At 49.5% G+C, this 15,862-nt stretch carries 11 protein-coding genes; 6 read left to right on the top strand and 5 right to left on the bottom strand.

Annotation, left to right across the window (positions count from 1 at the left end; translation table 11 throughout):
- From Q7P68_RS12615 to Q7P68_RS12600, 4 genes are all read right to left on the bottom strand, one after another.
- The coding region (locus Q7P68_RS12615; protein WP_304226218.1) for a response regulator at positions 1-1,026 on the bottom strand (1,026 nt) is incomplete at its 3' end.
- A gap of 14 nt (positions 1,027-1,040) precedes the next feature.
- Positions 1,041-2,885, bottom strand: a complete 1,845-nt coding sequence (locus tag Q7P68_RS12610; RefSeq protein ID WP_304226216.1) for a cache domain-containing sensor histidine kinase — start codon at positions 2,883-2,885, stop codon at positions 1,041-1,043.
- Between the two features lie 103 nt (positions 2,886-2,988).
- Positions 2,989-4,149 (bottom strand): DUF2974 domain-containing protein, encoded by a 1,161-nt coding sequence (locus Q7P68_RS12605; protein ID WP_304226214.1) that lies wholly within the window; start codon positions 4,147-4,149, stop codon positions 2,989-2,991.
- 3 nt (positions 4,150-4,152) lie between these two features.
- Positions 4,153-6,246: a [Fe-Fe] hydrogenase large subunit C-terminal domain-containing protein gene (locus tag Q7P68_RS12600; RefSeq protein ID WP_304226212.1), complete on the bottom strand. Its 2,094-nt coding sequence runs from the start codon at positions 6,244-6,246 to the stop codon at positions 4,153-4,155.
- 149 nt (positions 6,247-6,395) lie between these two features.
- On the opposite strand from Q7P68_RS12600, the gene Q7P68_RS12595 reads away from it, so the two are divergent.
- From Q7P68_RS12595 to Q7P68_RS12580, 4 genes are all read left to right on the top strand, one after another.
- On the top strand, positions 6,396-7,388 hold the full coding sequence (locus tag Q7P68_RS12595) for a YbgA family protein (protein WP_304226211.1): 993 nt from the start codon (positions 6,396-6,398) through the stop codon (positions 7,386-7,388).
- A gap of 73 nt (positions 7,389-7,461) precedes the next feature.
- The gene (locus Q7P68_RS12590) at positions 7,462-7,980 is read left to right on the top strand and encodes a flavin reductase family protein (protein WP_304226209.1); all 519 of its coding nucleotides are present in this window, start codon (positions 7,462-7,464) and stop codon (positions 7,978-7,980) included.
- Positions 7,981-8,028: 48 nt separating this feature from the next.
- The gene (gene surE / locus Q7P68_RS12585) at positions 8,029-8,751 is read left to right on the top strand and encodes a 5'/3'-nucleotidase SurE (RefSeq protein ID WP_304226208.1); all 723 of its coding nucleotides are present in this window, start codon (positions 8,029-8,031) and stop codon (positions 8,749-8,751) included.
- 122 nt (positions 8,752-8,873) lie between these two features.
- On the top strand, positions 8,874-10,253 hold the full coding sequence (locus Q7P68_RS12580; protein ID WP_304226206.1) for a glycoside hydrolase family 30 protein: 1,380 nt from the start codon (positions 8,874-8,876) through the stop codon (positions 10,251-10,253).
- A gap of 115 nt (positions 10,254-10,368) precedes the next feature.
- Here Q7P68_RS12580 and Q7P68_RS12575 read toward each other — a convergent pair whose 3' ends face one another.
- A complete protein-coding gene (locus tag Q7P68_RS12575) occupies positions 10,369-13,776 on the bottom strand; it encodes a phage portal family protein (RefSeq protein WP_304226204.1) in 3,408 nt (1,135 codons plus the stop codon).
- Positions 13,777-13,938: 162 nt separating this feature from the next.
- Between Q7P68_RS12575 and Q7P68_RS12570 the strand changes: the two genes are divergently transcribed.
- A complete protein-coding gene (locus Q7P68_RS12570) occupies positions 13,939-14,877 on the top strand; it encodes an ABC transporter permease (RefSeq protein ID WP_304226202.1) in 939 nt (312 codons plus the stop codon).
- A 23-nt stretch (positions 14,878-14,900) separates the two neighbouring features.
- Positions 14,901-15,806: a carbohydrate ABC transporter permease gene (locus Q7P68_RS12565; RefSeq protein WP_304226200.1), complete on the top strand. Its 906-nt coding sequence runs from the start codon at positions 14,901-14,903 to the stop codon at positions 15,804-15,806.
- The last annotated feature ends 56 nt before the right edge of the window (positions 15,807-15,862 follow it).

Raw genomic sequence — 15,862 nt, 5'->3', positions numbered from 1 at the left:
GTAGCCCGTAGCCTGTTTCATAAGCCTGGATAGATATCCAGGGCTTATCTCCAGTTCCGTGGCGGTTTCCTCAAGCGAAAGATCCGGATACTGGTAGTTTTTTTCGATATACCCTTGGGCAAGCAATACAAAGGTCTGGTAGCTGCCCTTTTTAGTAAGTTCCGATAAAGCCTCCTCGTAGGCTTCCTGCACGGTGCGAGGCTCCCTGTTCCCGGCTTGCGCTCTGGGAACCAATACAATAAGAGGGTGTAGATGGGTTGTCTCTTCTATCGCAGCTTCTATGGCCGGTATGGCATTTTGAAGTGCTGCTCCATCTTCGTTACAGAGGGCTATCACCGTATCGTCCCTATCGATGACACAGAGAGTGTTTTTGCCGAGCCGTTCTTCAATAATTGGTTTTACAGAATAGGTCAGTATGGTCCGGTACCCTTTTTGTAAGCTTCCCACTGTAAGCACCTTGTCTTCGAGCCGGATGGCAAGAATGGATGCATATTCCGGAAGAGTAAGACCAAGAAACTTGCTGCAGTCTTCTATTTCAGTTTTCGATAATGAAGACGAAAGCCAATCAAGGATGAACTGCTGCTGTAAGACTTCTCGGTGCTCCCGTATTGTTTCCCGAGCCCAATTGATATACCTGTTTGTTTCTCTCCGCAGGGCAAGCTCCCGTTTTGCGTGTTCCAATGTCCTGAATAATTCATCTTCATTGACCGGCTTCAGAATATATTCAAAGACCTGAAGCGAAACTGCTTTTCGGGCATAGTCAAATTCGTCATGACCGCTCACGATGATTATGAGCCAGTCACGTCTGGATGTGGAAAGCCGTTCAATCAGTTCAAGACCATTCAGAAATGGCATGCGTATATCGATGAACAGAATATCTGGCAGGGTACTTTCTGCGAGTGCCAAAGCCGCTTCCCCGTCTCCTGCTTCAGCGACCACCTCTATTTCCGGATCCAGCCGTTCAAGAACGGACCGGATCCCCCGGCGGATTTTCGGTTCGTCATCGGCGATCAACACTTTCCACATAATGGCGTCCCCTTTTATACTTCTATGGCTGGATGCCGGATAGTTACTCGAGTCCCCAGCCCCCAGGTGCTGCTGTAGGTGATACCATAACCGGGCCCAAAGTTTAAAAATATTCGTTCATGCACATTGCGGGCCCCAAATCCAATGTGGCCAAGCTCGCCCCAGTCTTTATGGCTCTCAGTCCGTAGCTCACGGATGGAAGATAGCTCTTCCTGGAGCTGGGCTAGTTTGTCCGCAGGCATCCCGATACCGTCATCCTCTACGGTTAGCAATACATCGTTCCCTTCGCGTACTGCACTCACCTGGATATGACCTTTCCCCCTGCGTTCTTTAATGCCGTGGTAAATGGCGTTTTCAACTAGGGGCTGCAATATCACTTTAAGAAGCCGCAGCTGCTCAAGGCCGGAAGCTATAGAAATGGTATAATCGAACTTATCTTCATAGCGTACTTTTTGTATAAAGAGATAGCTTTCCACATGCCTGAACTCTTCCCGTAGGGGTATCATTTCCTGGCCTTTGGAAAGACCCACCCTAAAAAGCTGGGTCAGAGCATTCACCATGTCTACAATATCCCGGGCTCCATGTTCCTGGGCCATCCATTGTATTGTATCGAGGGTATTGTATAAAAAGTGGGGCTTAATCTGTTCCTGTAACACCCGCAGCTCGGTTTCCCGTTTCCGCTGCTGTTCCTGGTATACCTGATCAATCAGGTTGCTGATTTCTTCTATCATTCGGTTAAAAGAGTGACCTAGCTGACCTATTTCATCCTCACGGTTTTCGGAAAATCGGATTGAAAAATCTCCCGTTTCGGCCTGTTTCATGAGGCTCCTCAGTTTTTCCACCGGCAGCGCAATAGAGGAAGCAAAGAAAACCGAAAGCAGGATTGCGAGGAAGACCGTAAAACTACCCACGATCAGTGCATAGAGCCGGATAAAGGAAACTTCCCGCAGTACGCTTTGTACCGAAAATACCCCTGCGGTGGTCCATCCTGTATAGGAAGACCGTTTGTACAGGACTTGAAATACCTCCTGGCCATAACGGCGGAGTGTTCTGCCCTCTGATCCCTGAAGCTGCCGAGGCGCGATCCGGTAAATCGTTTGGTTTACCGGAGCAAAAACCAGTTCCCCATTTTGGTCCGAAATATAAAGGTATCCGTCACGTCCAAGGGAAGAATCTGCCAGGAGTTCCTGAATACTTTCCAACCGTAGGTCTATAAGAATTGCTCCAGCAACCCGGTTAAATTGTGCCGGATCCCGGATTGGCTTAACGATAGAAACCACGTCATCGCTGCCGTAGCCTAACTGGCTTCGTATGTTTCTTCCTATAGGACGGGAGAAAATACTGACCGCCTGGGTGGAGCCCACCGCCTTAAGGTACCAGGGCTCCAGTGTAAGAGGGTCCCGGGTAATGCGGGTGTAATGGCTGGTCAGAATACGGTCATCCGCGGAAATAAGGAGGATCCCCGCAATTTCCTTGTGGGTTTCCCGGCATGCGTCCATGAATGCCAATGCATTAGCCTGACGGCTAGCCTTCAGGCTCGCCTGAAGGCTCACCTCTAGGCTCGTCTGTGGCCCCTGTGGAGCCCCCTTCTGGGCTGCTTCTTCAGGGGGCATAAAAAATTGATGAATCGAAGGGGTAGCTTCCAGCAGGCTGCTCAGTTTCTCCAGGTTTACCACCAGGTATTCCAAGTTTTTATCAACCTGGGATATCATTCTTAGTGTGTGATCAATAACCTGGGTTTCTATGGAACGGGAAAATATAAGCGGACCGATGACTCCCAGGGTTATTACCGGAAGCAAAAGCAGGGCCAAAAAGGAAAAGAGAAGTCTGTTTCTGATGGAAAGGGACGGTATTCTCACACGGACACCAGTATAGCATGAGTCACAGACACCGATTGTTCATAAATCGGTAATTTTGTGCACTTTTCTGGAATTTGGGCTTTAGGCCTGTTTCCAAAGTCGGTCACTCCTCTTCGAGTTTTGAAATTGGTTTTGTTTTTTCTCCATTTCTTTCACCTGTCGGTAAGAGGAGCCGCACATTTTCTTTTAGAGTATCAAACAAGAGCCCTGCGGTTTTTATGAGCATACTGCGGCTCTCGTTGTCAAGGTTAGAAATGGCTGTTCCCATTGCGCGGACCCGCTGGATCCAGTTGGTAGAGAGGTCCCTAAAATTGCTAATGTCCGCAGCTTCGATAATGTCAAATAACGCATCGACAAAGCGCTGCCGTTCTTCAGGACTTAGCGCACCAAGCCATTCTTTTATAGTTGTATCAATAAAACGGCTCGTATCGCTTACGGTGTCAACGCAGACAAAATCCGGCCCAAGTACAACCCATGAATAGGGATCATGCTGGGCAATGCCCCGCTGGGTGCTTTGTACAATGGTGTACTGTTCTGAATGTTCAAGAAGCATCCCAATAATAGATGACTGGGGGACATAAGCAAAGAGCCGGCCCTCCAGTTCTCTAAACCCTTTTTTTGCGATTATAGGCTTGTCAAAACCGGGGCCATCATTGTTATACACCGCGGTGATTCGCCGTTTTGTCCAGAAACCGCTGAATGTCGCAGCGTACACTGCAAGATTTCCTCCTTTAGAATGACCTCCGATCCTGAGTTTACCATATAAAGAGTTGGCTGCTTTATCCAAATAAAGAAGTGCAAGCTGCTGGGCTGGAACAGGGGTCATGAAACTCATGTTAAAGTCCTCTTTCCAGCCCGCAACGGTGGCATCGGTCCCCCGAAATGCAATAAAATTACTTCCGTCGGTAAGAGTAAAGGTCACCGCAGCAAATTGGGTCTCCGCTTCCTGGTCAAAATGGTTTTGATAGCCTAAAATTCTCACATCGGAAAAACGGTTTGTTTTTGCGGCCCTTCGGAAAAAACTTATATGCCGTTCAATTCGTTCAGACCAGCCCCGTTCTCTCCTCTCTTTTGCGCTGAGTTGTGCAAATATTTCTGCCACTTCTCCAAGTGCAAGTCCCTGTTTTTTTGTAAATCCTGGCACAAGACCATCAAAGGGGAGATAGGCAAAGACACTGAATATCAGGTTATCAACCGGATTAAAGGGACTCGCCTTAAAAGATAGATCTCCCCGCCAATCAAGATAGGTTTCTATATTGTTCATTATTTAAACCAGCGCAGCGTTCTTATGGGAAATTTCAGAGATTGAGTTTACTTCCTGGGCAATTGCTTGGAGCGAAACGCCCATCTCCTTTGTCAGGCTTTCCAGCTGCTGTGTCGCCGTTGTTAGCTGCTCCAAGGCATTTCCAACACCCCCTGTCTCGGAAGACATGGCGCGCATGGACCCAAAAATCTCTTTCATTCCATCTGCTTCCGCGGCAAGTTTTTCCAGTACCGATTGAATATGGGTTCCGGATTCGGTGGTTACCGTAGCGGCGCTGTCCATAGCCCTAATCATTTCTGTTATAGTTTTGCTTATCTCGTTCGCATTTACCCTGGCCATGTCTGCCAGATGTCGAATTTCCTCTGCTACAACCGCGAATCCCGCCCCGGCAGAGCCCGCATGGGCTGCCTCTATCGCCGCATTCATGGACAGGAGGTTTGTCTGCGCTGCGATTTTATTAATATCTGTTATGAGCCGATTAACCCCGTGTATGTGATCCCGGAGTGATTGGATAGATTTCAGCGAGGCCCCCAGTTCTTTCTGTACTGCCAGAGCCATATCAAGCAAGGCTCCCAACTCAGTGCTGCGGCTGGAAGAAAGGCTGCCAATCTCCTGAATGCTGGAAAGCAGGCCTCTTATTTTTTGAGTTGAATTGACCAGTGAGTCCGATTGAGCCTGGGTAAACTTTGAAAGTTCTGGCAGCATATTTATAACCTGATTCAGGTTTTTCGTACTCGCTGCAATTTCTTTATCCAGCTCTAAGACCATATTGATGATATTGCGATGGTTCCGTTCTAGCACCAATTGGCGGTAATGCTGGCAGTTCTCCGGTTTATTAAGCCCGTTATATACTGCAATTGCCATTTGCTCACAGCTTCCGTAGCCGCAGGCTGCACAGTTCAGGAAATCTTTTTCTTCTATTTTTAACATCCTGTGGTAAATTTCCTGCAGTTCATCCTGCTTTGGAACCTGTAATCTCAGAGAATCAGACCGGTTTACATAGCTGCGATTAAAAAGCTCCGGTTTCCAATATTTGTTGATCAATTTTCGTATACTCTGGACAGAGCTTTTTTTAAAAGGACCGCTGTTGTTGCTTAATTTTGCTGTTTCTCTCTGCAGCCTGCGTTGGACCGCCGCATCCAATATATCTATGGGAATATCCTGAGAACCGGTCCCGGTGCCGCCGTTACAGCCCTTTTCGCAATTTAAGCAATCTAAAATCAGGGGATTTGCTTTTTTCGTAATCGATTGCGTAACGCCTTTCAGATAGTCATATACCATCTCAGGGCCTTCAATCTTTCGAATTGTATTGTACAAATCGGGCCTTTCCCGCTCTACTGTCGCTTTAAGGCCCCCAGGAGAAGAAAACATAACAGCCCGTTCGCCGGTGGGGCCATCAAAATCAGTTTCAGGGAATGTTTTTAAATCAATATGCTGTGCTTCCAGGTAAGCGCTGATCCGCTCCAGTGTTACGTTGTAATCTCCGATGCCGGTCTCATCGAATTCCCGGCGCTTTGCAACGCAGGGAGAAACAACAAGAACCTTATGATGCTTGAGCTCAGGAAACTGGTGCCGTATCATTTTTATGGTATGAAGCATCGGGCTGTCTGCCGGCGCTAGGTAAGGCAGGAGTTCGGGCTGATAAATTTCTATGTAGGAGACGATGGCGGGACATGGCTGCGCTATGACCAACGGAGTATTCTTCTGTTGAATGTGGTGCAAATAGGATTGGACCGTCAGTTCGGCCCCAAAAGCCACATCGAAAATGTGGGTAACACCGATGCTTTTAAGCCATCCGTTAAAACGGAGCCGGTCCGTATCGTAATGGGCCGCTACGGCAGGAGCAACTATGGCAAATAGTTTTTCTTTTTTAGTAACGGCTTCCATAAAGCGATCAAAATCATCAATACCCCTGCGAGCCCCATGGGTGCAGGCTGATATACAGGACCCGCATCCGATACAGAGATCATGATTCACTGTCACCTTGTCGCCAGAACCATCAATGCAGAATTTTACGGGGCAAACGGAAATGCAGGTGTGGCAGTTTACGCATTTTTCTTCTATTACTTCTATAACTGGTGCGAGCGAATTCCCCATATATTCCTCCGGGATAAATATTACTATAACCCTCCGGGGACGTAAACGCAAATTTCAAAGCCTATTTCTATCTCAAAGCGTAGAAATCGTCTTTTGAAATGGGCACTCATGATATAAACTTATAAAAACATACCGAAAATGGAGGCTCCATGGCCAGTGTTCAAGAAATTTTCCCAAAACCCCGTATCTTTATAAGCCGCTGCATAGAGTTCGATGCCTGTCGCTGGAACGGTGCCATGATTGGCTGCGATTTTGTGAGAGCCCTTAAGCCTTTTATTGAACCCGTAACCCGCTGTCCCGAGGCAGAAATCGGTCTCGGTGTACCCCGGAACCCTGTCCGGATCGTCCGGCACGAGGGTGCTCTGGCCCTTTTCCAAATCGCAACAGGCCGATTTTATACCAAAGAAATGCTTGCTTATTGCGCTGCAGAGATAGCGCGGCTTGGTGACCTAGACGGTGCCATCTTTAAGGAAAAGTCTCCCTCTTGTGGGGACCGGGATGTAAAAATATACGCTAGTGCGGATCCCCTGGCAGCCCAGAACGGCAAGGGCCGGGGCTTTTGGGCAGAGGCTTTCATGCAGGCCTACCCAGATATCCCCGAAGAAAACGAAGGGCGGCTTAACAATTTTACTATCCGTGAGCATTTTTATACCGCCATTTTCACAAGAGCCGCTTTTCGCCAAGCAAAGCAATCGGGCACTATGAAAGATCTGGTGAATTTTCATACCCGTAACAAGCTCTTATTTATGGCCTACAACCAGGCGGTCATGCGGGATCTGGGGCGGCTAGTGGCCAATCACGACCAGCTGCCGGTAGGGCATATTTTTTTTGCATATCAGGAGCAGCTTCCCCGTATGTTTCAGCGGATCCCCCGGCGGGGCTCTATGGTAAACGTCCTTCTTCATGCCTTTGGCTATTTTTCCGGCCAGCTTGAAAATCGGGAACGGTCCCATTTTCTGGAACTTTTGGAAGCCTATCAAATGGGGCGGCTCCCCTTAAGCGCCTGCCAAACGGTGCTCCAGTCTTGGATTGAGCGTTTTAATCAGGAATACCTGCGGGGCCAAAGCTTTTTTAGACCCTTTCCGCAGGCCCTTATTGACATTAGTGACAGCGGCAAAGGGGTGGGCTCCGCACGGGAATAGTAATCAAGTGCCCCACATTTGAAATTATCTCATCCCCTTGCGTTTTTTGTATTGCTTGTCTACCCTATTTATTATGGAATATAAAACCATTAATCCCACCGATGCCTACAAGCTTCTTAACTGCGGCGGTCTTATCCTTGTCTGTACTATCTCTCCAGACAACCGATACAACCTGGCTCCCATCGCATGGAACTGCCCCCTGGACTATGAACCGGTATCCCGAGTCCTCTTTGTCATCGATCCAGGACACCAGACTTTTAAAAACTTGGAATCCAGCCGGGAGTTTTCCCTTGCCCTTCCGACTTATCATCAAAAAGAACTGGTCGAAAAAACCGGTTCTGTTTCGGGGGCTAAACTGGACAAATATAAAGCCTTTGAAATTCCTTTTCACAACGCGGTCGATGTGGATGCCCGCATTCCCGACGGTGTTTCTGCCTCCCTGGATTGCCGTCTTCTTGAGATCCTCAGGATTGGGTCTGTCGCCATCGTTGCCGGCGAAGTCCTCTCTGCCCGTGCTATCCCCCATGCATGGGAATTGAGGCTCCACCATGCAGGGGATGACCTGTACTACCGACCTGGCAATCGGGTGTGAAAGAAGGGCACAGTTTACGCATCCCATCGGTTTTGGTATAGTTCATCTATGAAGATACTCCTTACGAACGATGACGGAATTGGCTGCCAGGGAATTTTGACTCTAAAACATGTTTTGGAAGCCTTAGGCAAACATACGATTTATATGGTGGCACCGGAAGAAAACCGGTCTGGCATATCCCATGGCATAACCATGCAGGGGCCGATCCGGCTGCGACAAAAGGAAGATACCGTGTGGGCCTGTTCGGGAACACCTGCGGACTGTGTTATCGTGAGCCTCTTAGGGGATCTGGCCATACAGCCTGATATGGTTATTTCGGGTATCAACGAGGGCCCCAACCTGGGGACCGATATCATCTATTCAGGCACCGCGAGTGCCGCCCGTCAGGGCGCCCTGCATGGCATCCCATCCCTTGCGGTCAGCATAGGCGCTCATACAAAGCCCTTTCAATATGAAACTGCCGCCCGGTACATCGCAGACCATCTTGATGAACTCCGTTCGCTTTGGGAGACCGATACCTTTCTTAATATCAACGTACCCAACAAAGCCGCGAAAATAGATGAATACCGTCTTACCTATCCATCCCGCCGCCGTTATAACGACCAGGTAGTCCGCTTTAACGCCCCTGACGGGCACCACTATTGTTTCCTCGAAGGGGGCGCTATAGAAACCAAGGAAGATGACGGCTCAGACTGGCATGTGGTAGAACAGGGTCTTGTGTCCATCAGTAAAATATACATTCACCCCGTGGTTGTAGAGGCCCTGAAATAAATCTTTCACCAGCGCAATCTTACAAGACAGCGGCATAATTGTTTCGCAATCGATTGCGAATAATTCTATTTCACAGTACAATACTGTATAAGGCCGAAAACCCTATAAGGTGAGGAGTGTGTATGAACATTGAACAAATTATCGAGACCGCAAAGGATACGGACCGCCGTCTTTCTCCTGTTTCATTACATGAACGGCAGCTCGGGCAGGCAAAACACCTTTCCTGTATTATCACTATAAAACCGGAACAGATATATCAACCAATCATGGGATTCGGCGGGGCCCTCACCGAATCTTCTGGCTATGTTTTATCAGCCCTGCCTCGGGAAAAACGGGAAGAGGTGCTCAAGGCTTATTATGATCCGGCGGAAGGGCTCGGCTATACCTTGGCCCGGACCCACCTGAATAGCTGCGACTTTTCACTGGGAAACTGGGCCTGTGTGGAAGAACCGGACGAAAGCCTCGCCACATTTTCGATGGAAAAGGCCGAACGATACCAGATTCCCCTTATTCGCGACGCCATGCAAACCGCAGGCGGTCTTTCCCTGCTTATATCCCCCTGGAGTCCCCCCGCATGGATGAAGGACAACCATGATATGAACCATGGAGGCAAGCTCCTTAAAAAATACTATAAGCTGTGGGCCTCCTATTTTGTGCGTTTTATTGATGAACTGGTAAAGCGGCATATTCCGGTATGGGCTGTTTCGATACAGAATGAGCCGGAGGCAAACCAGGTCTGGGACTCCTGCCTTTGGACCGCCAGCGAAGAGGCCGAATTCGCGGTAGAACAATTAGGCCCCCAGCTCGAAGAAGCGGGGTATGGCCATATCAAAATACTGGTCTGGGACCATAACCGGGACCGTCTCTGGGAACGGGCCAGCGAAAGCTATGCCTGGCCCGGTGCTGAAAAATACATTGCCGGCGCGGCCTATCACTGGTATTCAGGGGATCAGTATGAGGCGGTACGGTGGGTGGCCGAAACGTATCCGGATAAGCTCCTTGTGTTTTCAGAAGGCTGCGTGGAAGGGGGAGCCCGGCCGGGGGCATGGTTTACCGGTGAGCGTTATGCCCACAATATCATCAATGATCTTAATAGCGGCTGCCATGCCTGGATAGACTGGAACATAGCCCTGGATCTTACCGGGGGGCCCAACCATGTGGGAAACCTCTGCGACGCGCCGGTCCTGGTAGATACGGACAAAGGTCGGGCATACTATCAGAGTTCTTTCTATTATATTGGACATTTTAGCCGGTATATAAAACCCAGGGCCCGCCGGCTTGGTGTTCAGATGGATTCATGGATGGTACCTGCGGCGGTGGACGGCCGCATGGGCAATACTATGGAAGCCCTGGCGGTTCGTAATCAGGATGGGAGCATAGTACTTGTACTTACCAACAGGACCGAGGCTGACATGGTATACCGTCTCAGGTTATCCGGCGAAACGGATGAGCGGACCCTTTACTGTCCGCCCCGGGGTATACAGACACTGGTGATTCGCTAAAAATCAGCAGCATTTTACGGCGGCGACGTTTTGCGGCCGCCTTATGTTGCTGCGGTTCCAGACAACTAGGTTCCAGAAAATTAAAAGCCCCCGGCCGCATGGACCGGGGGCTTTTTTACGAGAGCAGGACAGAGGCAGGAATAATAGCTTCTATTTTTACTATGCTGCCATCCCGGTTAAAGAGCCTTCTGCTATGGTCTGTGTCAAGAGCGAGACCTGAGATTTTGAACACCTCTGTTTTATCGGGACCCGGAATGCTCTGGTGAACAAGGATACCCGCTTCGTTGTTTGTTCCAAGCCGGTATTCAAAGGGGACCCCGCAATAGGTAAATGCAAGGTGGCTGTCAGCCAAAAACTCTGATTTTTTAAGTAAAATCGGATCCAGGACGAGCTGTCCGTTCCGGATGCTCAAGCCTAATTCTCCCCAGCGGGTAATGACCTCTTCCTTTACTTGCCCGGTCATGCCCGGCTGTTTTGCGCCCTGGCCCGCGGGTGTGTGGGAATAAGGATCGGTTGGAAAGGCCCCATAGACTTCGGGCTTTTTGTTAAACCCAAGCCCCTTGCGTACATCGTAGTATGCTTCGATAAGGCCCTGGCGGATTTCTTTGTCCTGTTCCAGAAGCAGTGTTTCCTGAAGGGCCAATAGCAGCTTGGACACCATGTGCCAGTAAATACTGCCCAGTCCTTCATAGGCATAAAAGGTTCCCGACCGGCCGGTAAAGCTTCGGTGATGGAATGTTTTTTCGTACAGGTCCAATACGGCCTGTTTATCGTTCTGGACAAGAGCGGCCAGATCTGGATCTTCTGCTCCGATATGATGGAGCATCTTTTCCAGATCCTTGGCATTGCGGAACTGGGCGTTAAAGTGACCCATACCATGGATATCCAGCTTAATAATCCGGTGGTCATCCTGTTCAAGAAGCTTTTTCAAAAGCTTAATAGATTCGACCTCCGCTTTGGGAACGCGGTTTTTTTCCAGGAAATGGGGTAATTCCTTGTCGGGATACAGAATATAGGAATACTGGTCTTCCCGGAAAAGCCTGCCGTGACGGAGGGCTTTAAAGACCGTAAGGCTTTCAGAACCGGTAAGCGCCCGGGACGAAAGGACTGCCACTTGGCCTTCGAGCATTTCATCAAGATAGTGGAGGGTAATGCTGCCGTCCTGTTCTACACTAAAGGTGTTGTACGCATGGTAAAGGCCGTCGCTCCGGCGGTTCTTCTGGATAGTGTACAGAATATGGGTTTTAAAGCGTTTAAGCTGTTCCAGTAGTTCGTGCCGTGATAGCGCGGCTGTTTTGCCGCTGTAACCATTCACGTACAGGCTTTCCCTGAATGTTTCGTAGATCTTTCCGGCCCTATCCATAAAATTCCGGCGTCCCTGGGGTGTGTCTGCTGCCGCAGGGTCTGTGTCCGCAAAAATACAGCCCAGGTCCTGCAGGCAGACGTAGGTTTCTTCGGGTAGTGCAAAGGCCGATGCATCGGATTCGCTGTACAGCTGAATGGCGAAATCTACATAGCGGTGCAGGTAATACAGAGTCACCATGGAAAGGCCGTAGCCAGCCAGGGCGTTGTTGGCGTCGTTCCATTCGGGTCGCTGGGTGTTGAGCCAGATGCCGCCGCCGGGAACCAGGTTTGCAAGCTTTGCAAGGAGGATTGCCAAGAATTTTGCTGTAAAAGAAACGAGGGCTACCGACTTGTCCCTGTTCAGCACGAGCTTCGCGTCGGTTCCCAGCTCTGCCACGAGCTTTTCTATGGCGTGATGCCGCTGGTGATCAAAGTCTATGGTTGACCGGGGATTGGCAAGAATATCCTTATAGGGCTTTAAGTGGTAGGGAACGTTGGCGCTGGAATACCGGGGCTGGTCCAGGGCTGCCAAAAGGCCCTTTTTGTCCAGGTTATACTGGAATTCCAGCAGCTTTAAGAGGTAAATCACCTGGTGATCCCCCCAATAGCCAATGTTTGACCAGGGGTTATCAGGCTCCACCACTTCCCAGTCTATGCCGTCCCGGGTAATCCGGTAGGGGTTAAAGCCTTCGGGGGTAAGGGCATTAAGGAATTTGGACACCATACCTTCGATATAGCCAGGATAGGAATAGGCGAGGGCTTCCCAGTTCTGGAATATATCCCGCCAGTTTCCCTGGTAGTTAAGCTTGCGCCGGCCCTTGTCGTCCTTAAGCTCAATGGAGAACCGGTTCCAGGGCCGGCTCGGGTCACCATGGCGCCGCGAGAAGGTAAGGGGCAGGTATTCCAGCGCAATCCGTTCAAGCTGGGCATTGTTCTGGGACCGAACATGATTAAGAAGAGTTAAATAATTGATGGTTTTTCCGAGCCCGGCTACGGTTTGTGCCATGATCGGGGCCAGTGCCTTGTTTCGCACCTTTACAAAGGCCACTAGGTCTTCGGCGGATATGTCGTAGGCATCGACAAAAAAGCCGCCCCGCATTATATTAAAGAGCACGTTAGCCTTGTGGTGAATACAGGTTATCTCTTCTGCGCTGTGCTGGATACCGTCGGCTGCTGCAAGGTAGCTTTCCAGTTGTGCCTGGGTTTTTTTAACATCCTCCCGCAGCAGTGCCTCGGCCTTTTTCTTGTCCCGGATTGTTTCTCGCAGGGCAATAGCTGCGCTGGCATCCAGGTTCGTGTCAAAGACCTGGTACCATTCATCCTGGGCTCCTGCGGCGAGCTTAATGGTTTGGTACAATAAATGACTTGGCCGCTGTCCCTTAAGCACCGGTGTTTCCGGCAGGGGAAGCCCGTACTTAAAGGCTTCATTAGTCTCGTGAGCCAGGTAAATCTTGCCGCTCCGGCTGAACCAGCCTGCATTGGCAAAAAGACCCTCGCTTGGTTCTGCCTTGTCGGTGACGATGGAACTAACCGCAAAGAGGGCCATACCGGTTTCTTGGTCCAGATCGTTTTTTTTATAGGCATCCAGAAGCACGCTGTTGGCATTTTGAAAATCGGCACTCGTACAGGCGGGCATAATATTCTGGCAGCCGTCGAGTATTTCTATAGTGCGTTCGGCCTTTCCCAGGTTCAGTATCCTGCTGTGCCGGACAAGACCAAAGCGGTCGCTGCTGGTCCAGCCGTACTGAAAGGCAAGAGCCAGGTCATGATTTATTTCTTCAAAATAGACGCTGGAGCCGCTTGTGTTTTTATACAGATTCCGCTCTATGTTCCAAATACCCGCGCTGCAGGATGAAAAGGGTTCCCAATACCAAGCGTCCTTCCCGTCCGCCACTTTAATGGCCGTATAGGACCCGGTATAGGGTTTCCCGTCCGCCACCTTGTCCGCAGTATAATAGGGAAAAATTGCATAGTCGGCGTTTTTCCGGCCTGCGGTAATTCCGCCGTTGGACCAAATAAAGTTCCACACATCGGAGGCACTGACGATGGTCATGAAAAAGGGCGGCATCGCATCAATATGAGAAATCTTAAAATAGGTATCATCCAAAAAGGAAACCAGGCCGCTCTGTACCTGTTCGTTCCCCGTGGTCTGTAATGAAGAAAGCCGTAATCCGTTCATATAGAGCTCCTTTCAGTATGCAGTATAGGTGCGGCAAGGCCAATATGTCAACGAAATCGATTGCGAAAAAATAGAAAAACCGAAAAAAAGACACCATACCGAAATTCCGGTGCCTATGCCAGAGAAAAATTGAACCCTATACTCCTTGGTAAGGATAAGCGTATGAGAAAGAGTCTATGGCAAACTTTTAAGGAACAGCGGCACCTGCAGATTATGGCCCTCCTGGGGGTTCTGTGGATGCTCGTATTTAACTATGCTCCCATGTACGGCATTATTGTGGCATTTAAGAAAAACTATCGGATTACCGAATCCTTATTCAGCCTAAGTTTTCTAAAAACTTCCTGGGCGGATTCTGCAGGGTTCCAGCATTTTATTAACTTTGTGAAGGATCCTGAATTCGGCAATGTCTTGGCTAATACCTTAGGGATGTCGATTCTGAAACTGCTCATCGGTTTCCCGCTGCCGATTGCCTTTGCAATTATGCTGAACGAGCTGCGGAGTCCCCGGTTCAGACGCTGGGTTCAAACCATATCATATCTCCCCCACTTCCTTTCCTGGGTTGTGCTCGGCGGTATCCTGACTACCTGGCTTTCCAATACCGGCTTGGTGAATCAGCTCCTTATGCTCGCGGGCTTTACTAAAGAAGGCGTTACCTTCCTGGCGGAACCGAACTATTTCTGGGGTATTGTGGTTATTTCTGATATTTGGAAGGAACTGGGCTGGTCCGCCATTATTTACCTTGCCGCGATTGTCGGTATAGATCCGGAACTGTATGAAGCAGCCACCGTGGACGGGGCAGGGCGATTCCGGCAGATATTCGCCATAACCCTGCCTTCTATTAAGGGGACCATAACCATCCTCTTTATACTCGCGGTGGGAAACCTGCTTAACTCTAATTTTGATCAGATCCTCGTGCTCTGGAATCCGCTCAACGCATCCCGGGCAAACGTTATCGATATCTATGTGTACCATGTGGCCATGCGGAGTATGCGGTACTCCTACGCTTCTGCCATCGGCCTTTTCAAGTCTATTGTAGCCTTTGTCCTCCTCTTTATGGCTGACCGGGTTACTAAAAAACTGAACGATGTTTCCCTCTTTTAGGCAGGTGAATTATGGAAAATAGTATGAAATATCAACATAGACCTTCATTGCATCGGCAGCTTGCCCTGGCTAAGGCTGGGGAACGGGCGCTTGAGCTCTTCATGGTGCTCATCTGTTTTGTAACCCTGTACCCGATCTGGTATACCGTAGTCATTTCCCTGAACGAGTCGGCGGATACCATGCTGGGCGGCATTTACTGGTGGCCCCGCAAGTTTACCCTGGATAGCTACAAGGCGGTCTTTATGGATAAAAATATCGTAAAGGCCTTTAATGTGACCATCTGGCGGACCCTTTTTGCCACGGTGGGCAGCGTGTTCTTTACCTCCATGGTAGCCTACGCGTTTTCCAAACGGTACCTCATGGGTCACAAATTCTATATGATGCTCGGAACCATCACCATGTTTTTTGGCGGCGGTCTCATTCCTTATTTTATATTGATAAAGAGCATCGGTCTCTATGATACCTTTTGGGTCTATGTAATTCCGGGGCTCTTTAATTTCTGGAACGCCCTTATTTTTATGTCCTTTTTCCGGGAAATTCCCGCAGCCCTGGAAGAATCGGCCCATATCGACGGGGCTAACGACTTCACCATTTTCCTTAAAATTATCCTTCCTATATCTACCCCCGTCCTGGCTACGATTGCCCTCTTTGTCGGTGTGTGGAACTGGAATGACTACTTTATGGGCGTCATCTTTGTAAATAACCCGGATCTTCAGCCTATCCAAACATTCCTGTACCGGGTAATCGCCAGCGCCACCGCTTCTCGGGCTGTGGTAGCTATGCCGGTCGGCATCTCAGGCGGCCAGGTAAACTCCCAGTCGGTGCAGCTTGCCACCATGGTAGTAACCACCGCCCCCATTATCGTAATCTACCCCTTCCTGCAAAAGTATTTTGTAAAGGGGATCATGATTGGATCTATTAAAGGTTAACCAAATCATAGGAGGTTCAAGATGAAGAAACTGTTGGCAGTGGTGCTCGCCCTTAC

This window comes from Gracilinema caldarium, assembly GCF_029265695.1.
GTDB lineage: Bacteria > Spirochaetota > Spirochaetia > Treponematales > Breznakiellaceae > Gracilinema > Gracilinema caldarium_A.
The sequence above is the reverse complement of the archived record's forward strand: the minus strand, read 5'-3'. Positions and strand labels throughout refer to the sequence as shown.